This window comes from Nonomuraea sp. NPDC050451, assembly GCF_044458585.1.
Window position 1 is genome coordinate 363,920 of sequence record NZ_JBITHZ010000009.1, and the last position, 18,691, is coordinate 382,610.

Annotated in this window: 20 protein-coding genes; 11 read left to right on the forward strand and 9 right to left on the reverse strand. The window is 68.9% G+C overall.

Translation table 11 applies throughout. From position 1 onward, the window contains the following. Positions 1-66 precede the first annotated feature (66 nt). From tesB to ACIBI9_RS28525, 3 genes are all read left to right on the forward strand, one after another. Positions 67-936, forward strand: a complete 870-nt coding sequence (gene tesB / locus ACIBI9_RS28515; protein WP_397226015.1) for an acyl-CoA thioesterase II — start codon at positions 67-69, stop codon at positions 934-936. 552 nt (positions 937-1,488) lie between these two features. Next, entirely contained in the window at positions 1,489-1,758 is a 270-nt protein-coding gene (locus ACIBI9_RS28520; RefSeq protein ID WP_397226017.1) for a WhiB family transcriptional regulator, read from the forward strand. Between the two features lie 65 nt (positions 1,759-1,823). Continuing rightward, the gene (locus ACIBI9_RS28525) at positions 1,824-1,988 is read left to right on the forward strand and encodes a hypothetical protein (protein WP_397226019.1); all 165 of its coding nucleotides are present in this window, start codon (positions 1,824-1,826) and stop codon (positions 1,986-1,988) included. 613 nt (positions 1,989-2,601) lie between these two features. On the opposite strand, the gene ACIBI9_RS28530 is transcribed toward ACIBI9_RS28525, so the two are convergent. After that, positions 2,602-3,204, reverse strand: a complete 603-nt coding sequence (locus ACIBI9_RS28530) for a hypothetical protein (RefSeq protein WP_397226021.1) — start codon at positions 3,202-3,204, stop codon at positions 2,602-2,604. Between the two features lie 78 nt (positions 3,205-3,282). Here ACIBI9_RS28530 and ACIBI9_RS28535 point away from each other — a divergent pair, with 78 nt between their 5' ends. Then, the gene (locus ACIBI9_RS28535) at positions 3,283-3,912 is read left to right on the forward strand and encodes a TetR/AcrR family transcriptional regulator (RefSeq protein ID WP_397226023.1); all 630 of its coding nucleotides are present in this window, start codon (positions 3,283-3,285) and stop codon (positions 3,910-3,912) included. A gap of 130 nt (positions 3,913-4,042) precedes the next feature. Here ACIBI9_RS28535 and ACIBI9_RS28540 read toward each other — a convergent pair whose 3' ends face one another. From ACIBI9_RS28540 to ACIBI9_RS28550, 3 genes are all read right to left on the reverse strand, one after another. Then, positions 4,043-4,966 (reverse strand): RNA polymerase sigma-70 factor, encoded by a 924-nt coding sequence (locus ACIBI9_RS28540; protein ID WP_397226025.1) that lies wholly within the window; start codon positions 4,964-4,966, stop codon positions 4,043-4,045. Further along, the gene (locus ACIBI9_RS28545) at positions 4,963-5,160 is read right to left on the reverse strand and encodes a hypothetical protein (RefSeq protein ID WP_397226027.1); all 198 of its coding nucleotides are present in this window, start codon (positions 5,158-5,160) and stop codon (positions 4,963-4,965) included. Before ACIBI9_RS28545 ends, ACIBI9_RS28540 begins: the two co-directional genes overlap by 4 nt. A 92-nt stretch (positions 5,161-5,252) precedes the next feature. After that, complete coding sequence (locus tag ACIBI9_RS28550; RefSeq protein WP_397226029.1) at positions 5,253-5,636, reverse strand: DoxX family protein; 384 nt, start codon at positions 5,634-5,636, stop codon at positions 5,253-5,255. Positions 5,637-5,780: 144 nt separating this feature from the next. On the opposite strand from ACIBI9_RS28550, the gene ACIBI9_RS28555 reads away from it, so the two are divergent. Further along, on the forward strand, positions 5,781-6,524 hold the full coding sequence (locus tag ACIBI9_RS28555) for an SDR family NAD(P)-dependent oxidoreductase (protein WP_397226031.1): 744 nt from the start codon (positions 5,781-5,783) through the stop codon (positions 6,522-6,524). 99 nt (positions 6,525-6,623) lie between these two features. Continuing rightward, on the forward strand, positions 6,624-7,466 hold the full coding sequence (locus ACIBI9_RS28560) for an NAD(P)H-binding protein (RefSeq protein ID WP_397226033.1): 843 nt from the start codon (positions 6,624-6,626) through the stop codon (positions 7,464-7,466). An 848-nt stretch (positions 7,467-8,314) separates the two neighbouring features. Here ACIBI9_RS28560 and ACIBI9_RS28565 read toward each other — a convergent pair. After that, positions 8,315-9,649: an ABC1 kinase family protein gene (locus tag ACIBI9_RS28565; protein WP_397226077.1), complete on the reverse strand. Its 1,335-nt coding sequence runs from the start codon at positions 9,647-9,649 to the stop codon at positions 8,315-8,317. Positions 9,650-9,711: 62 nt separating this feature from the next. Continuing rightward, positions 9,712-10,128 carry a hypothetical protein gene (locus tag ACIBI9_RS28570; protein ID WP_397226035.1) on the reverse strand — a complete coding sequence of 139 codons (417 nt, stop codon included), beginning with the start codon at positions 10,126-10,128 and terminating at the stop codon, positions 9,712-9,714. A 1,966-nt stretch (positions 10,129-12,094) separates the two neighbouring features. Between ACIBI9_RS28570 and ACIBI9_RS28575 the strand changes: the two genes are divergently transcribed. Together ACIBI9_RS28575 and ACIBI9_RS28580 are read left to right on the forward strand one after the other, a co-directional pair. Next, positions 12,095-12,526 carry a M48 family metallopeptidase gene (locus ACIBI9_RS28575; RefSeq protein WP_397226037.1) on the forward strand — a complete coding sequence of 144 codons (432 nt, stop codon included), beginning with the start codon at positions 12,095-12,097 and terminating at the stop codon, positions 12,524-12,526. Further along, a complete protein-coding gene (locus ACIBI9_RS28580) occupies positions 12,523-13,107 on the forward strand; it encodes a hypothetical protein (RefSeq protein WP_397226039.1) in 585 nt (194 codons plus the stop codon). The genes ACIBI9_RS28575 and ACIBI9_RS28580 overlap by 4 nt, the downstream gene beginning before the upstream one ends. Here the strand turns inward: ACIBI9_RS28580 and ACIBI9_RS28585 are convergent. From ACIBI9_RS28585 to ACIBI9_RS28595, 3 genes are read right to left on the reverse strand one after another with little or no spacing between them, the layout of a single operon-like run. Beyond that, the gene (locus ACIBI9_RS28585; RefSeq protein WP_397226041.1) at positions 13,094-14,080 is read right to left on the reverse strand and encodes an endonuclease/exonuclease/phosphatase family protein; all 987 of its coding nucleotides are present in this window, start codon (positions 14,078-14,080) and stop codon (positions 13,094-13,096) included. The two genes, ACIBI9_RS28580 and ACIBI9_RS28585, sit on opposite strands and share 14 nt — an antisense overlap. A 32-nt stretch (positions 14,081-14,112) precedes the next feature. Then, on the reverse strand, positions 14,113-14,673 hold the full coding sequence (locus ACIBI9_RS28590) for an NUDIX hydrolase (protein ID WP_397226043.1): 561 nt from the start codon (positions 14,671-14,673) through the stop codon (positions 14,113-14,115). After that, positions 14,670-15,884 (reverse strand): zinc-dependent metalloprotease, encoded by a 1,215-nt coding sequence (locus ACIBI9_RS28595; protein WP_397226079.1) that lies wholly within the window; start codon positions 15,882-15,884, stop codon positions 14,670-14,672. The genes ACIBI9_RS28590 and ACIBI9_RS28595 overlap by 4 nt, the downstream gene beginning before the upstream one ends. 130 nt (positions 15,885-16,014) lie before the next feature. Between ACIBI9_RS28595 and ACIBI9_RS28600 the strand changes: the two genes are divergently transcribed. The 3 genes from ACIBI9_RS28600 (at position 16,015) to ACIBI9_RS28610 (ending at position 18,657) form a co-directional block, all read left to right on the forward strand. Beyond that, entirely contained in the window at positions 16,015-17,088 is a 1,074-nt protein-coding gene (locus ACIBI9_RS28600) for an NAD-dependent epimerase/dehydratase family protein (RefSeq protein ID WP_397226081.1), read from the forward strand. Between the two features lie 86 nt (positions 17,089-17,174). After that, complete coding sequence (locus ACIBI9_RS28605; RefSeq protein WP_397226045.1) at positions 17,175-17,600, forward strand: molybdenum cofactor biosynthesis protein MoaE; 426 nt, start codon at positions 17,175-17,177, stop codon at positions 17,598-17,600. Positions 17,601-17,610: 10 nt separating this feature from the next. Next, positions 17,611-18,657, forward strand: coding sequence for a PDZ domain-containing protein (locus tag ACIBI9_RS28610; protein ID WP_397226047.1), 1,047 nt, complete (start codon positions 17,611-17,613; stop codon positions 18,655-18,657). Positions 18,658-18,691: the final 34 nt, after the last annotated feature.

The window sequence follows — 18,691 nt, forward strand, 5'->3', positions numbered from 1 at the left end:
TTAGTCCCATATAAGGGGCACGTCAGACTTGTCCCCAACACCCGAGAGCCCAAGGGGGACGGACACGTGAACGAGGCGCTGAAGGAGCTGCTGGATCTGCTCGACCTGGAGCAGATCGAGCTCGACATCTTCCGGGGACGGAGCCCGGAGGAACGCATCCAGCGCGTCTTCGGTGGCCAGGTGGCGGCCCAGGCCCTCGTGGCGGCCGGCCGTACGGTGCCGAAGGACCGTCACGTCCACTCTCTCCACGCCTACTTCATCCGCCCGGGCGACCCCGCCGTCCCGATCGTCTACAACGTCGACCGCCTCCGCGACGGCCGTTCGTTCACCACCCGCAGGATCGTCGCCGTCCAGCACGGCAAGGCGATCTTCACGATGTCGGCGTCGTTCCACATCCCCGAGGAGGGCGTGACGCATCAGGCGTCCGTGATGCCGCAGGTGCCCGACCCCGAGACGCTCCCCACGTTCCGGGACCGGATGTTCGACGCGGTCGGCGACCACCCGGAGCTCCGCGAGTGGTTCTCGCGCCCCCGCCCGGTGGACGCCAGATACGTCTCGCCGCTCACCTGGGAGGCGTTCAAGAACCCCGACCTGCGCAGCGCCCAGACCAACGTGTGGTTCCGCTACCACGCCGACCTGCCCGACGACCCGCTCCTGCACGTCGTGCTGGCCGCGTACGCGTCCGACTTCACGCTGGTCGACACGATCCTGCTGGCCCACGGCATGGCCTGGGGTGCCTCCAACGTCTCCGGCGCCTCGCTGGACCACGCCATGTGGTTCCACCGCCCCTTCAGGGCCGACGACTGGTTGCTCTATGCTCAGGAGTCCCCCTGGTCGGGGGGAGCTCGGGGACTTGCTCGCGGGGAGATGTTCACTGCGTCGGGTGAGCTCGTGGTCTCGGTCGTTCAAGAGGCCATGATCCGCCTGACGAAATAGTGGCGACACGCCGCGTGCAATAGGCCGCCAGGCGCGGTCAATGTAACAAAATCGCAGGTAGAAAATATGTTGCCCGTTCCCGGGTTCCCGGTTTAGGGTCATGGTCAAGCGAGTCGGACACTACTGTTCCGACGGTCTCGAGAGTGGAGGTGAGTCACCGGTGATCAGCATTCAGATGTCAGCTACGCAGTGGCTCGCTTCCGCATGCCGTGTCTCGGTGAGGCTCGTCGATGGCCCCGCCAAGCTGCGGCAGGAGAAGTCTGCCCGTAGCCAGGCCGCCGCCTACAGTGCGCGCGCCCACGTCGGCGCTGCCACGCCAGCTGCTCCTGTCTACAACGCACGTATCGAACTGCCGGCCTACCAGCTCACCAAGGGTGGACTGTGGGGTCCGCAACCCTGGAGGGATACACCGGTCATAACCTGACCGGCGTACAGCCCACCAGGCCGCGGATCCCCAGACGGATCCGCGGCCTTACTTATTTGTCCGTGATTCCCGACCACCTACGAGGTGCCCGACCAAGATCAAAAAGATCTGACAAAAGGAGAAAGCAGATGGGGGCGAAGACGATCATGGACCTGATCGACGAAGCCAAGATCCCCTGCCGTACCGACCCTGACCTGTGGTTCGCCGAGTCGCCGGAGGACGTCGAGTTCGCCAAGGCTCTTTGTGGCGGCTGCCCGATCCAGCAGGCCTGCCTGGCCCGCGCGCTCGAGCGCGAGGAGCCGTGGGGCGTCTGGGGCGGCGAACTCATCCTCAGGGGAGCCGTCGTTCCCCGTAAGCGTCCGCGCGGGCGTCCCCGCAAGCACCCGGTCGCTGCCTGAACACCGCACCTTCAACCAGAAAGCGAACAAGACCAATGAACGCTCAGATCACAAGGAGCCGAGCAGTGCCGGATCTCATCCATGACCTGGTGAATGACCGAATACAAACCCTCCACCGCGAGGCGGAGGAGCAGCGCCTCATCGCGCGGGTCACGCGCGTGCAGCGTGCGCGGCGCAGGGTCCAGCGGGCGAACGACCGCCTCCGCGAGGCCCTGAGCCGCCAGATCTGACCCGGGAGGTCCTGCCGCCGGCGCAGGATCTCCCTCCAGATCCCCCAAGAGAGCCGGGCGCTTCGGGCGCCCGGCTCTCTCCGCGTCCACACACCCCCACCCCCAAACCCCGCCTCCGGACCCCCACCGCCTGGACCCCGCCTCCCGATCCTCGCCGCCTGGATCCCGCAGTGCGCAGCCCCGCACTCGGATCCGCAGCCCGCAGCACCGCACCTCGGATCCCGCAGCCCGCAGCACCGCACCTCGGATCCCGCAGCCCGCCCCCGAAGTCCCATGCCTCGGCCCGCAGCCCAGAGCCCGAACCCCGCAGGCCGTAGCCCGGAGCGCGCAACTCGCAGTCCCCCGGATCGCTGGCCCCGCCTTCCGACACCGGCCCCGACCCGGCCTCGACCCGACCCGGCCTCGACCCGGTCCCGGCCCCCTTGAACCTGCACCCCGAACCTCGCAGCCCGGACTGCGGACCCCGGACCCGGCGCCCGCGGCTCGTAGTCCAGTGCCCGCAGCCCGCAGCTCGAAGGCCGCCCCGCAGTTCGAAGGCCGCCACGCAGTGCGCAGCCCGCAGTGCGCCATCGCCTTCGGGAGTCGCATCTCCGCAGCCGCCGCCGGTGATCGCTCAGGCCGTCGGCCGTACGCCGCCCGTCGCCCGTGGCGGATGCGCGACGAACCCCTCCTCCGCCCGCCACAGCCGAGCCGCCATCCAGGCGACCCCGACCGCCGCCATCACCAGCCCGGCCAAATACACCGGCACCGGCACCACGTTCCGCAACGACCCCGGAACCATCCCCACCGCATAGAGCACCACGCCGACCGCAGGCATGGCCCCGCTCCTGATCGCCGCCACGCTGAAGGTCAGCACCCCCGCCAACAGCACGGCCGACGTGACGAGGAACGCCCGCCCCGTGCCCCCGGCCAGCAGTTCGCTGACCGTGCCCCCGCCGAGGTAGGGGAAGACGAAGTGCAGGATGTACTCGATGGCGAACGCCCCGGCCAGCCCGGCCGAGTTGAGCACGTACCCGATGAGTCCGAGACCGCCGGCCGTACCCCGAATGACCAGGTAGATGCCGGTGATCGCGAGGAGACCCGTCAGCGCCCCGAACGGCGCGATGGCGTGCGTGAACGCCGTCTCCGGCAGCAACCCGGCGCGTCGGGCCGAGTTCACCACGAGCAGGACGGCGCACACGAACCCCGCCGCCGCCGTGACCCGATGGACACCCATCTTTGGAGCCCTTTCTCTCGGTGATATCAAGCGATAACGCTCGTTATGATGCGCGTTATCGCCAGATATGGTGAGAGGGTGCCGAGAGACGTAAGCACCCCGAAAGAACTCGGCGCGCTGCGCCAGGGCCTGCTCGACGCGGCCATGCGCGTCCTCCGCGAGCAGGGCGCCCTCCACCTCACCCTCCGCCGCGTCGCGGACGTGGCGGGCACCTCCACCATGGGCATCTACACCTGCTTCGGCGGCCGCGCCGGCCTCTTGGAAGCGATCTACGAGTACGGCTTCAGCATCCTTCACGACGCCATGACCACGTCACTGAACGGCCACGCCGACCCGCTCGCCCGCATCATGGCGGTGGCGCGCGGCTACCGGGAGTTCGCGCTGGCGGATCCCGCTCTCTATGCGCTGATGTTCGAGCGCCCGCTTCCCGACTTCGACCCCTCACCCCAACGCCGGAACGACGCCCTCGGCCTCACCTTCGACCTCCTCACCGAAGCCACCTCGGCCGCGGCCCAGGCCGGGCTCATCCAGTCGAACGACCCGGTACGCGCGGCGTACCTGGTGTGGACCACGATCCACGGCATCGTCAGCATCGAGCTGACCTGCTCACTCCGCAGCCCGCTCCCGGGCTGGTTCCTGAACTCGCGCGAGGAAGGCGAACGCGTACTCACCGACGGCGTCCACGCCCTCCTCGCGGGCCTCACCTGAACAACCCCGGAAGCAGCGCCCGGCTGCTTGCCGAAGAGACCAGCACCGACTCCTACCGGCCGGCCAAGACCCAGACCGCCACAGCCGAGAAATCCCCAGCAGCCTGACAACCCCACTTCGGTAGTCGCGGCTACTCCGTGGGCCGGCGTGCCCGTCTTACTTCGCGGTCGATTGCCCAGGCGTCCGCCACTGAGCCCAAGTGTCCGAGCTTGTCGGGGTTGATCACCGTACGGATCGTCTGGACCTGCCCGTCGACCACATCGAGCGTCAGGGTGTGGAGCACCTTGCCGTCCCGGTCGCGGAAGATCGCGCCCGGCTGGCCGTTGACCTCGTGCGGCTCGACCGTCACGCCGATCACGGCCATCCTGGGGAAAACGGAGGCGAGCAGCCGGGCCACGTTCTGGGCGCCCATGACGGCCTTGGCCAGCTGCGGGGCCTTCCCGCCGCCGTCGCCGACCATCGATACGTCGGCAGCCAGCAGGGTCTGCAGGCCGGCGACGTCGCCTTCGCGGAGGGCGTCGAAGAACCGCGACGCCAGTTCTTCTCGCTCTTTGCGGTTCGCCTCGAAGCGGGGCCGGCCTGCGGCCATATGGCGCCGCGCCCGTACCGCCAGCTGGCGGCACGCCGCCTCCGAGCGCCCCACGGCCGACGCGACCTCGGGAAAGTCGAAGTCGAACACCTCCCGCAGTACGAAAACCGCCCGCTCAAGCGGGGACAACCGCTCCAGCAGCACCAGGGCCGCCATCGACAACGAGTCGGCCAGCTCCGCCGACCGTTCCGGGTCCTGGTAAGGGTCGGCGAGCAGCGGCTCGGGGAGCCATGGTCCGACGTACTCCTCCCGCCTGACGCGGGCCGAGCGCAGCACGTCGATGGAGAGCCGGGTCACCGTGGCCGACAGGAACGCCTTGGTCGACCTGGGCTCGGTCGGGGCTGCCTCGAAGCGCAGCCAGGTCTCCTGGACCGCGTCCTCGGCCTCGCTCACGCTGCCCAGAATCCGGTAGGCGATCGAGAACAACAGCGGCCGCAGCTCCTGAAACTCCTCGGCCCTGCTCATACCAGCTCCTCCTCCGAGTAGCGCGGCTTCCGGCCGAGCTCCAACTTGGCACCGGCGTCGGAGAACCCGCGCCCCTCGCTCATCATGGTCACCGCCACCTGTCGGCCCGACAGCGGGGCCGGCCATTCAGGCACCCGCTCCGCCCTCATGAGATGCGGCAGCCATTCGCGGACGGGGGCCACGACATTGAACATCCACCGCCAGGACCGAGGCACTCGCCGCCGCCCCGGAACCCGGCTCACGCCTGCCACGAACATTCGCGTGATCATCCCTGTGTCGCCGCCGGTCAGCCGGTGAAGGGCCCGGCGCCGAAGCGGCCCCACGCGATGAACGCCGCAACCGCGAGATAGATCAGATTCAGCACCACGAACGCGGATTCACCACGTCGGCCATGTGTGATCATCGCGCCGACCATCAGCAGAACCCAGCAGACCGCGGTCACCGGCACCAGAACCGGCGCGATGTCGAGCGCGGCGGGCAGGATCAAGCCCACCGCGGCCAGGAGCTCAAGGACACCCAGCGTTCTGACGAAGCCGGCACTGACGTCTGCTGTCCATCCCCCGCTAGCGACCGCGGCCAGCTTCTCCTTCGGCACGAACGTCTTGCTGATCCCGCCGCTCACCGCTACCGCGGCCAGCAGTCCGGCAGCGATCCACAACGCGAGGTTCATCGTCCACTCCTTGACAGAGGATTGCCTGCACCCCCTAGACGAGACAGCAACCTCCGCCAGTGACATCTCCTCACGTCAAGCTCCCGACTGTGAGGACGCTCACACCGTGTCACAGCTCAGCGGGGGTGTTTCGTCTCAGAGGGCATGACGAACTCGGAACAGACCTCGGTGCTGATCACCGGAGGCAACAAGGGGCTCGGTTTTGAGGCGGCCCGGCGGCTCGGGGAGCAGGGGTGGACGATCTTCCTCGGCTCGCGCGACGAAGGGCGAGGACGGGCGGCCGCCGCCAAGCTGACCGACGGCGGCGCGAACGTGGTCATGGTCCCGCTGGACGTGACCTCGGACGAGTCAGTGAAGGACGCGGTACGGCTCGTGCGCGAGCACACCGACCGACTGGATGTGTTGATCAACAACGCCGGCGCGCCGGGAAGGATCGTCGCCCCTGCGGACGCGACGGCTGACGAGATCCACTCCGTCTACGACACCAACGTGTACGGACCGATCAGGGTCACGCACGCGTTCCTTCCCTTGCTGCAGGCGGCGGACAACCCGCGGGTGGTGATGGTGTCCAGCGCCGTCGGTTCCTTCGCGGTCGTGACCGATCCTGAGCAGACCGCCTCGAAAATGCACGAGCTCGCCTACAGCTCGTCGAAGGCGGCGCTGAACATGATCACCGTCCGGTACGCCCAGGCGCTCCCGCAGATCAAGTTCAACCTGATCACCCCTGGAGAAGTCGCCAACCGCAAGTTCACCGCCACCGACATGAACAATCACACCGGCCAGCTGACGGTCACCGAGGGCACCGACCCGATCGTCAAGCTCGCGATGATCGACGCCGACGGGCCGACCGGGATCTTCATCGATCGCCTTGGCCCCGTCGCCTGGTGACTGAACGTCTCCCCGGTCCGGTGGACACCTGATCTCCAGGGCGCCTGCTCGACCGGGGCGGCTCGCTGCAACCCGTACAACGAGCAAAGGAACACCATCATGATCCTGATCTCCGGAGCCAACGGCGTCGTGGGACGTCAGGTGATGAACCTGCTGCTGCAGGAGGGCGAGGCCGTCGCCGCGGTCACTCGCGGTCCCGGCGAGGCCCGGCTTCCTGTCGGCGTGAGAGCCGTCAGCGGTGACCTGTTTCGTCCCCAATGGATTGAGGCGGCGCTGGAAGGAGTGGAAGCCATACAGATCAGCCCGCGTGCCACCGGCCCCGGCCTCGGCGAACTGCTGAAGCTCGCCGTCAAGCAAGGAGTGCGGCGCGCGGTGCTGCTGTCGGCCACCACCGTGGAGCATCCAGCGGGAGAACCCCGCTTCGCCGCCCAGTTCAAGCTCGCCGAGGACCTCGTCACAAGTTCCGGCCTGGACTGGACGGTCCTGCGCCTGGCCGATTTCGCCGCCAACGCACTGGCCTGGGCGCCCCAGATCAAGGCCGGTGACGTGGTGCGCGGCGCCTACGGCCAGGCAGCCACCTCTCCGATCCACGAAACCGACATCGCGGCCGTCGCCGTACAAGCCCTCCGAAGCAGCGCGCACACGGGGTCGATCCACACGCTGACCGGGCCGCAGTCACTGGACCAGTTCGAGAAGGTACGGCTCATCGGCGCCGCCATCGGCCGGACGCTGTCCTTCCAGGAACTCCCACCGGAGCAGGTACGGCAGGGCATGCTCGCACAGGGGTTGCCCGAGGAGGTCCCCGCCCGCCTGCTCGGCTCCCTGTCCGACTACGCCAACCGCCCAGGCCCCACCACCAGCACTGTGGAAGACCTACTGGGCCGGCCCGCACTCACCTTCGCCGACTGGGCACGCGCCAACGCACCAGCCTTCGATAGCTGAGCTCGCGCCAACGGACCAGCCTTCGATAGCTGAGCTCGCGCCAACGGACCAGCCTTCGCCGACTGGGCACGTGTCAACGGACCAGCCTTCGCCGACTGGGCACGTGTCAACGGACCAGCCTTCGACGGCTGGGCACGTGTCAACGCACCAGCCTTTGGCTGCTGACCACCACCCGCCAGGCCTCGCCAACTCCCTGACCACCCGGAGGTGTAACACGGCCCTGCTGCTGTCCGTCCAAGTGACCCTTGACGCCGCCCTTCTCGGGGCGCGAGCGCCGCGCCCGGCTCACCCCCGCGGATGATCATGTCGGCGCGGAGGGACGGGGACAGGCCCTGAAGCTCGGCTCGGACCGCGCGCTCGGGTAGGGCGTCGGCTCCCCACCGGCGGAAGACGCGGCGTGGTGCTCACCCACCGGCGCCGGCTCAGCACCCTGGAGGGGGTGTGCTGACCATCAGCGCCGGTGGGATCACCGCGCATGGTACGAGCGCATGCGCGGGCCTCGTGGACCGAGCCGGCCGGGGTCACGAACCCGGACGGGCCGTGCGGGAAGCCGGATCGGTCGCGGACATCAGGGCGCCGCACTCACCTCAGGCATCACGACGCCGAACCGTGCGCGAGCTCATGCCGGCCTGACCGCGTTCGCGCTACCCGCGCCATGGGGGGTGGGGGAGCAAGTGGGTCCGCGGAGGTGGTGAGCAGGCGCACGGATCGACGCATGTGGATCCTTTCGCGTGGGTAACGGCTTGCACTCGTATCATTACACAGCGGAGTCAGAAGTTAACCTCATGTTCAGTAAAATCCCTGCGCCCCACCAACGAGCCGCCAGATCAGCCCCTGAGCCGGGGCGATCAACCGATGGCCAGGGCCTCGTCGTCGGGGTCGTCGGTGAAGCCGGGGACCCAGCGGATCACCTCGTCGCGGAAGCGCGCCGTGGTGCCCAGCTGGCAGAGGACGCCGATGCCCGCCGCGTGGACCCGGTGGATGAGCACGTACGAGACAGGCAGGTTGAGCTGCCGGACCACGTTCGTGGGCCGCAGATCCGTCACGCTCGCGGCCTGGGCCTGCAGCCACTCCCGGCTGAACGTGAACTCCTCCACCGCAGTCGGCTCCACGTAGGGTGCGAGAAAGGCCCGCAGCGCGTCCGGATCGATCTCGATGTCGCTGCGGATGAAGCCCTCCCGGCGCAGACCCGCCATGACGGTCTCCATGTCGCCCTCGTTGAAGATCCGCGTCAGCTGCCCGAACGCCTTGGGGTAGCCCCCGGGCAGGCGGTTGACCGCGCCGAAGTCGAGGACGCCGAGCTTGCCGTTGGCCAGCATGCGGAAGTTGCCCGGGTGCGGGTCGGCGTGGAGCATCCCGACCCGCGCGGGGGAGCAGAAGAGGAAACGTACGAAGAGTAAGCCCGCCCGGTCGCGCTGCTCCTTGGTGCCCTCGGTGATGATTCGGGACAGCGGGGTGCCGTCCATCCACTCGCTGACCAGCACCAGCTCGTTGGCCGCGACCACATCGGGGACGTGGAAGTCGGGATCGTTGTCGAACTCGAGCGCGAAGGCGTGCTGGGCCTCGGCCTCCCGGAGATAGTCGAGCTCCTCCGCGATCCGTTCGCGCAGCTCCGCCAGCACGGCCTTCACGTCGAGGCCGGGAAGTATCACGCCGAACAGCTTGCCCAGCCGCGCCAGCTGCGCGAAGTCGCCGAGCAGAGCCTTGCCCGCCCCCGGGTACTGGATCTTGACGGCCACCTCCCTGCCGTCGTGCCACACGGCCCTGTGCACCTGGCCGATGGACGCCGCAGCCGTCGGCTGGTCGTCGAACGACAGGAAGTTTTCCCGCCAGTCGTCACCCAGTTGCTCGGTGAGCACCTTGTGAACGGTGGACACGGGCAGCGGGGGAGCGGCGTCCTGAAGCTTGGTCAGCGTGGCGCGATAGGGACCGACGATCTCCGGCGGCAGCGCCGCCTCGAAGATGGACAGCGCCTGCCCGAGCTTCATCGCGCCGCCCTTGAGCTCGCCGAGCACCTTGAAGATCTGCTCGGCCGTACGCTGCTGAACCTCCTGAGCCACGATCTCCGCAGACTTGCCGCCGAGCCGCTTGCCCAGCCCGAGAGCGGCGCGGCCGGCGAAACCGAGCGGAAGGGTGGCCAGCTTGGCGGAACGCGTGACAGCACGGCGCGGAAGATCGCTCACCCTCATGCGCGGAACCTCGACGAGATACCGCTTCCCCCCTTCATGGTCGTCCTCTGAGCACGTCAGTCGCGGTTAGGAGACATGACCATTCTTAGCGAATATGGATTGTTTCGCATACAACGACATTGCGGATGTATGGTCCACGACCGTCTTTTCCAGCGCCAATCAGGTGTTACGTCCATTGTGCCGTTGGTCACAGCTGACTCTCCGCCATCAAGATAAGCAAGCGCATGGCCCGTCACCGCCGCCGCGACCAGCGCCGCCAGGGTGACGTCGCAGGCGATCTCGCCCGGCGGATACCCGCCCAACCGGGCCGTGACGATCGGCCACATCGGGTCGCGATCCCGCCGCGTCAGGTCCAGACAGTGCAGGCACGCCGTCTTCCCCGGGATGACCAGCGGGCCCACGGTCCCGTGCCCTTCGAACGCCGATGCCAGGAGGTGCGGGATGCTGAGCGAGGTCAACTCGTTGACCAGCACTCCGTCGAGGGGGTCTACGGGCGTGAGTATGACGAGGTCGGGGCGATCCGACTTGTCTCCAAGATACGGGCCTCCCGCCACTGCGTTGACGGACGGCCTCACCCTCTCGTCGGCCTCGTGCTCCAGACCGGCCCGACGGTTTCCCGCCTCCGTGGGGGCTGTGGTCCGTGCCGAGCCGGTGGGCTGCGCGCCTTCCGCGGTCCCAGCGGAGCGGATGCTCTCACGGGTGTCTTCTCCGGTCTGGGGCATGCGGGTGCCTTGCGTAGCTCGGGTGGTGCGAGGGTTTTTCCCAGCTTGCGGGCGTTGGGGCTGAGCGGACTGGGTGGGTTGGGCTGTTGGGATTCCTCGGGGTTGGGTGGGTTGGGTTGTCGAGGTTCCTCGGGGTTGTGTGGGTCGGGCTGTCGAGGTTCCTCGGGATTGGGCTGTTGGGGCTCCTCCTATGTGGCGGTTGTTTGCGGTGGTGTGGGGGTTGTCGCTTGCGCGGGTGGAACCGGTGCCGGCGGTGGCGACGGGCTGAGGTGGGTCGGTGCGGAGGGGGACGGGAGGTGCGGTGCTGGCGGCGGCAGCCGGACTGCGCCGCGCCGTGGGCGTGGGGCCACCGGAGGCGAGTCGCGCCGTCGGCGTGTGACCCCCTGAGTTTGGTCGCGCTGCGGGAATCGGGCTGCCGGAGGTCAGTGGCGCCGTGGGGGTGGGGCCGCCGGAGGTGAGTCGTCTGGCGATCAACGCGGCGCCGACCTCACGGGGGAGGCCCACCTCCCTCCATGTCAGGCCGCCCGGTGTGATGTCGCACGGGCGGGCCGTGCCTGGGTCGAGGATCCGGATGTTGCCGACTCCGGAGGCGGCGAGCAGGGCGACCACCTGGGCGCCCACCCGGCCCGCCCCATAGACGCGCACCCGCCGCTCACGTCGGCGGGCGATGAGGCCGATCGCGCCGTCCGGGGCGGTCGTGGCGAGGTCGAGGGCGTCGAGGTCTGGTCGCAGGCGGTCCCGTTCGGCCAAGGAGAGGTCGGCGATCGGCGCGGGGCTGGTGGCGGCGTCGTGGAGAGCGCCTTGGGCGGCGAGCTGATCCAGCAGGGACCGGGCGCGGATCTCGTCCAGGCCCGCGGCGGCCGCCTCCCTCACCACGCACTCCAGGTCACGGGTGCCGTCGAGGCCCTCTATCCATTGCCGGACGGCTTCGGTCAGGCCGCTCAACATGACGGCCCGGAGGGGGTGCGCGCCGTACTGGAGAGTGTGCTTGTCGCGGATGATGCGCCGGAGGGCGGGCTTCACACGTGGCCTCATGGCGGGAAGGGTTCCACGCCCGAGCAAGATCCCGAGTGGGTTCGGCGGTGACTGTGGATAACTACGGGCCCCGAGAGGGCCTGTGGAGGAGAAGAGGGACAGGCAAGCAGGTCAGAGCGCTGACGGGCGGCATATCCGGCCGATGAGGGGCAAGGTCGGATCCAATCGGTCAGGGAGGGCGAGCCCTGTCAGGGGAGTGACCCTTGAGGCGCGAAAAGGCGGCCTCGAGGGCCCAAGTGCAGGGAGCCAAGGAGGGCGGGGAGGCGATCGGTAGATAAAGCTCTGGTAAATCAATCTTTCCCGGAAAATGACCGAATGTCGGAAGCCTGAGGGGCCGGAATGAAGATCATTTAGACCGCTCCCATCACGACAAGACCCCGCAAACTACCCCAGAACCAAGACCATCAAGACCAGGAGGCCGTGCTGAGGTGGGAATCTTCCGTCCGGCCCGTGACCACGGCCTCCGCAGGGGTGATCAGGGGCTCGACGTCCATCGGGAAACGCCGCGTGCCCAAATTCACCGGCTCTTAATCATCTGACCAGCAGAAACAACGTCCACCCTCTGTGGAATTTCGCCAGGGTCGGCTACCGTGCATATGTGCCCCCCGAGACAGTCGAGGTTCGTCGCAGTTCTCGTCGCCGGCGTACGGTCTCCGCCTACCGCGACGGCGACAAGACGATCGTGCTCCTGCCCGCCTGGCTGAGTGGCGAAGACGCAGATGAATGGGTGAGCCGGATGCTGGATCGGCTGGCTGCGAAGGAACGCCGACGAAGGCCCACCGACGAGGCGCTGCTCGAACGAGCCAAAGAACTGTCGGCCAAATTCCTCGACGGCAAGGCGGAGCCGGCGAGCGTGCGCTGGGTCGACAACCAGCAGCACCGATGGGGCTCGTGCACTCCCGAGAACGGCACGATCAGGATCTCGACCAGGCTCAAGGGCCTGCCCGAATGGGTCATCAACTACGTGATCATCCACGAGTTGGTGCATCTGCTGGTGCCCAGTCATGGGGCCAAGTTCTGGGCGCTGGTAGAACAGTATCCCAAGGCAGAACGCGCGCGCGGGTTTCTGGAGGGATTCTCGGCCGCGGCCCAGACGGCACCGGAGGAGTGTTGACGCGCATCGCCGCGGTCCTGGTACGACAACGCATGGCACAGGCGGCGCCCCCGGGCGTGGATCCCGCGCGGTTCCTCGAGGCGGTGGCGGAGGACACCTACGAGATGGTCGCGGGGCTGGAGCTCGTCACCCCGGTCCTGATCACCAGCGTTCCCGAGCTGGAGGAGATCGTCTGGCCGGGCACCGAAGTAATCACGATAAAAGACGACGAACCGCTAAAAATCATCCTTCAGCGCCTCAAAGCCGACCAGGCCGCTGTGATCAGCGCGGACGCGCCCGACCTGCCGCCCCTCCTCGTCGGCAAGCTGTTCAGGGAGCTCGGCAGGGCCGAGATCACCATCTGCCCGGCGGAGAACGGCGGCGCCGTGGCCATGGCCTGCGCGCTCCCCCCGCCCACCTGGGCGGATCCCGACCTCGACGACGCGGGGATCGTGACCACCCTGCGCGCCCAGGCCCCCGGCCCCCGCAAGGTCGCCACCACCCCGGGTTGGCACCGCCTGCGCACCCCCGACGACGTCGAACGCCTGGACCCCGGCCTGGAAGGCTGGGAAAGCACCAGGGCGCTGATCAGGGCACGGTGAGCTCGGCCAGCACGGCCCGGTGGTCGGTCTTCGGCACGTCGTGCACGCTGACCTCCTTCACCCCCACCCGCTCGTCCACCAGCACGTGGTCGATCGTGATGATCGGCGGCACCCGCTTGTTCGCCGGCCACGTCGGTATCAGCCCGGCCCCCACGGTGTCGGCCGCGTCCTTGTAGCCACGAGCCAGCAGCCCGCGCAGGGCGGCGTGGTCGAGCGAGGCGTTGAAGTCACCCGCGATGATCCGGATCCGGTCGGGGGAGGTGGAGGGAAAGGCCGCCATGGCCTCGTTCCACTCGACGACCTGGGGCCCGAGCGGCGGGAACGGATGCGCGTCGATGAACTCGATCGGCTTCCCGCCCGGCAGCGAGATCAGCGCGGCGGGCATCTGGTGCCCGACCGGCGGGATCAGGTCCCACAGCGGCTCCACCGGGTGCTTGGAGTAGAGCCCGCTCCCGCCGGCGCTCCACTCGTCCTGCAGCACGCGGTACGGCATCAGCTCCTTGAGCCCGGCCTCGTCGAGGTCGGCGACCGCCCCAGGGGTGAGCTCCTGCGTGCTCAGCACGTCGGGCCGGAACTCACGTACCAGCTTCATGATCGTCTCTGTGTCGGCCCGGCCGAACAGCATGTTGATCGTCATGACCTTCAGCGGCCTGCCCGTGGTGGCCTCGGCCCTGCCCAGCGCCCTGGGCAGCACGCTGAAGCCGAGAGCGGTCGTGGCCAGCAGCGCGACGGCGGTCGCCGCCCGCTTACGCCCGACCGCGGCGATCAGGAGCGGGACCAGCGAGCCGGCCGCGGCGTACGGGGTGGCGGTCATGATCTGCGTGGGCAGCGACCCCCGCTCCAGACCGGCCACCCGCACCACGGCCCACGCCGCGAACGGGGTCACGGCCAGCCAGGTCAACGCCGTTCCAGGGAACTTCCGGCGCTTGCGCTTGGGTGTCACGATCGTGCCGCCGACGGCAGAAGTCTCCACGCAGCCCCCTATTTGGAACGACGCAAAAGACTCTAGCCAAACGCGCGTGAGCCCGAGCTAAGCGCGGCCTGTCCGCGTGCGGCCAACCGCCGCGTCGCCTCGTCGGACAGCTCGGGGATCGCGTCCACGGGGAACCAGCGCAGGTCGAGCGACTCGTCGCTGATCACGGCCTCGGCGCCGGGCGGGGCCACGGCGGCGTACTCGACGTCCAGATGCCAGCTGCGCGGGGGGTGGCACCACACCTCGTGCCTGTCGAGCGCGAGCGGCCCGGGCAGCAGCTCCAGCCCGGAGATCCCCGACTCCTCCCACGCCTCCCGCAGCGCCACGTCCGCGAGCGACATGTCGGTGATCTCGCAGTGGCCACCCATCGGGAGCCACATCTTGGCCTTCGGATGCAGCGTGAGCAGCACCTGCGAGCCGTCGTGCGACAGCACCGCCGTCGTGGCCGTCAGATGCCCCGGTACGCATTCCCGCAGCATCGCGTCGTCATGCGCGCCCAAATGCTCCAGGAACGCAAGGCGCAACGCCTCTTCCGCGGGCGTGGGCGCGCTCCACGCGGACAGCACCGCCACCGCGTCGCCGTGCAGGCTCAACTCTTGTCGCCCTTGTCGCCCTCGTCGTCCGGCTTCGCCTCCAGCTGGGAGATGTCCCAGGCCGCCTCACCGCGTACGAACGCGTCGGGATCGTCGAGATCGTCGGCCGTCGGCATGAGATCGGGGTGGCCCCAGAGCGCGTCGCGCCCCTCGAGCCCGCGCTCGCTCTCCAGCGCGCGCCACAGCGCCGCCGCCTCACGCAGCCGCCGGGGCCGCAGCTCCAGCCCCACCAGCGTGCCGAACGTCAGCTCCGCGGGCCCACCGGTCGCGCGCCGCCGGCGTACGGTCTCCGCGAGTGCCACGGCGGAGGGCAGCTTGCCCTCGGCAGCCCGGTCGACCACGGTGGCCACCCACCCCTCGACCAGGGCGAGCATCGTCTCCAGCCGCGCCAGGGCGGCCTTCTGCCGCTCGGTCTCCTCGGGCTTGAGCAGGTTGCCCCCGCTCAGCGCCTCCTGGATCGCCTCAGGGTTGTTGATGTCGAGGCCGCGGATCTGCTCCTCGAGCGCCGAGGTGTCGACCGTGATGCCCTTGGCGTATTCCTCGACCGCGCCCAGCAGGTGGGAGCGCAGCCACGGGACGTGCTGGAACAGCCGGTGGTGCGCGGCCTCGCGCAGCGCCAGATAGAGCCGGATCTCGTCGGCCGGGATCTCCAGGCCCTCGCTGAACGAGGCGATGCCCCCAGGCAGCAGCGCGGCCGTGTCGGACAGCGGCAGGCCGATGTCGGTGGTGCCGACCACCTCGCGGGCCAGCGACCCGAGCGCCTGCCCGATCTGCTGGCCGACCATCATGCCGCCCATCTGCTTGAGCATGCCGAGCAGCGGACCGGCCATCTGCTGGGCCTCGGGAGGCAGCCCCGATCCGCCGAGCGCGCCGCCCATGGTCTCGACCATGCGCTCCGCGATCGGCTCACAGAGCTTGCGCCAGACCGGGATCGTGTTCTCGATCCACTCGGACCGGCTCCAGGCCCGCGGGTTGGACACGCCGCTCGGCAGCGTCGTCGCCTCGTTAAGCCACAGGTCGGCCAGGCTCAGCGCGTCGACGATCTGGCGACGCTCGCCTTCCATGACGCTCGGATCGCCTTGGGCGACCACGGCGTGACGGGCGATGTTCTTGGCCATGTCCCAGTTGACAGGGCCTGAACCCTGAGGTGCCGACAGCATGTCGGCGAACTGGCGCATCGCCTGAGCCATCTGCTCAGGGTTGCCGAACATGGCGAACGGGTTCTCGTTAGGGTCGTTTTCGCGACCTGGCAGGTCAGTCACCGCTCTACCTCGTGCAGGATGGAGGAGTCCACATCCGCCACGTTAGTCGTCCTACGGCGGATCAGTGCAAAGTGAGGACCTGGTGCCTACCTCGAAACGCCCGAGCCAACCCGTAGTAGCCGTCACCGGAGCGGCCTCCGGCATAGGCCGAGAGCTGCTCGCGAGGCTCGTATCCTCCGCGGATTTCCGCAGGGTGGTGGCCATTGACGAGGAGCGCGGCGATGTTCCGGAAGCCACCTGGAGAGTGATCGACGTACGGGATCCGCTCTTGGCGAACCGGATCTCCGACATCGACGTCCTGGTCCATCTGGCCGGTGACTACGCCGTCGACTCCGACCCGTCCGAGCGGCGCGCGTACAACCTGCGAGCTGCCCAGACGGTGCTGACGGCCTGCGCGGCGGCGCGCGTGCGGCGTGTGGTGCTGGTCACGAGCGCGATGGTGTACGGCGCGGCGCCCGACAACGAGGTGCCCCTGCCCGAGGACGCCCCCGTGGCGGCCGAGCCCGACACCGGCGTCGTGGGTGACTACCTGGAGATCGAGTCCCTGGTGCGCCGGTCGCTGCGCAGCCACCCCGGCCTGGAGGTCACCGTGCTGCGCCCGGCCGCGGTCGTCGGCCCGGGAGTGGACACCGTCATCACCCGTCACTTCGAGTCGCCCAGGCTCCTGACCGTCAAGGGCTGCAACCCGCGCTGGCAGTTCTGCCACATCGACGACCTGGTCTCGGCGCTCGACCTGGCCGCCCGCGGCGCCGTCACGGGCGTGGTCGCGGTCGGCTCCGACGGATGGATGGAGCAGGAGCAGGTCGAGGAGCTGTCGAGCATCCGCAGGTTCGAGCTGCCCGCGGGGCTGACGTTCAGCACGGCCCAGCGCCTCCACCGGCTCGGCATCACCCCGGCCCCGGCGACCGACCTGCACTACGTCGTCTACCCGTGGGTCGTCGACTGCACGGCGCTGCGCGAGGCGGGCTGGAAGCCCTCGTGGACGAACGAGGCCGCGTTCGAGGAGCTCCTGGAGCTGCGCGAGAACAGGACGACCGTGGTCGGCCGGCGCCTGCCCGTCAAGGAGGCCACGCTCACCGCGGCCGGCGCCACCGTGGCCGTCATCGGCACCGCCGCGATCGTCCGCCAGGTGCGCAAGAAGCGGCGCGCCTGAGAAATCCACCGTCAACCCGGCTTTGACCAGGTACGACGGCGTTTCGGCAGTCCAGCGGGCGGATTTCTTGTTGGTAGGCTCTTTGCGTGGACGTCATCCGGTTGCTCGGCATTCGTGATACCCCGCTCTCCGTCGACGAGGTGCTGGCCGCCGTGGGCGACCACGCCGCCGGCGGCACCGCCGTCTTCGTGGGCACCGTGCGCGAGCAGGACCACGGAAAGCCGGTGACCAGGCTCTCCTACTCGGCCCACCCCTCGGCGGAGGCCGAGCTGCGGCAGGTCGCCGAGAAGGTGGCCGCCGACTTCCCCGTGACGGCGCTGGCCGCCGTCCACCGCGTGGGCGACCTAAAGCTGGGCGAGGCGGCCGTCATCGTCGCGGTGGCCGCGCCCCACAGGGACGAGGCGTTCAAGGCTTCGAGACGGCTGATCGACGACCTGAAGGCAAACGTCCCCATCTGGAAACACCAGATGTTCGCCGACGGCGAGACCGAATGGGTCGGCGCCGGCGAATAAGCTCATCGACATGTCACGACGCGCCCTGACCCTTCTGCTCGCGGGATTCCTTGTGCTCGCGCTCGGCGTGGTGGGCGCGTTCAGGCCGGTCCCGTACGTCGTGCTGAGTCCCGGCCCGACGGAGAACACGATCGGCGAGGTCGACAAGAAGCCCGTGATCTCGGTCAAGGGGCGGGAGACGTACCCGACCAGCGGCGCGCTCAGCCTGGTCACGGTGGCCTACCAGGGCGGCCCGGCCGCCCAGATCGACCTGCTGACGGCGTTGCGCGGCTGGATCGACCCGACCGTGGCGGTGGTCCCCCAGGAGACCATCTTCGCTCCCAACCGCGACCCCAAGGAGGTCGAGGAGGAGAACACGGTCGAGATGACCAACTCCCAAGACTCCGCCAGGGCCGCCGCCCTCAACGAGCTCAAGATCCCCTTCAACATGGTCGTGACCGTGGTCTCCACGGAAAAGGGCCGGCCCGCCGACGGCAAGCTGCTGAAGGGCGACGAGATCAACGCCGTGGACGGCAAGCCCGCGAAGGACGTCGACGTCGTGGGCGAGGCGGTCAAGGCGCACAAGCCGGGCGAGAACGTGGTCTTCTCCGTCACCAGGGGAAGCCAGAAGCTCGACGTCACCGTGTCCACCGTGGCCGGCCCCAAGGGGCAGACCCTCGTGGGCGTGGTCATGCAGGCGAAATACAAGTTCCCGTTCGACGTCGCCATCAACGTCGGCGACGTCGGCGGGCCGAGCGCGGGGCTGATGTTCTCGCTCGGCATAGTCGACAAGCTGACGCCCGGTGAGATCACCGGCGGCAAGCGGATCGCCGGCACCGGCACGATCCAGCCGTCGGGCGAGGTCGGCGCGATCGGCGGCATCGCCCAGAAGATGGTGGGCGCGAAAGACTCCGGCGCGACGGTCTTCCTGACGCCCGCCGACAACTGCGCCGAGGCCATGAAAGCCGTGCCCGACGGGCTCCGGCTGGTCAGGGCCGACACGCTGCACGACGCGGTGCTGGCGCTCGACGCGCTGCGCACGGGCAAGGGAAACGTGCCCGCGTGCGAGGCCGGATGAAACTTCTGGAGCTCGCCGTGCGTTAGCCGTAGGG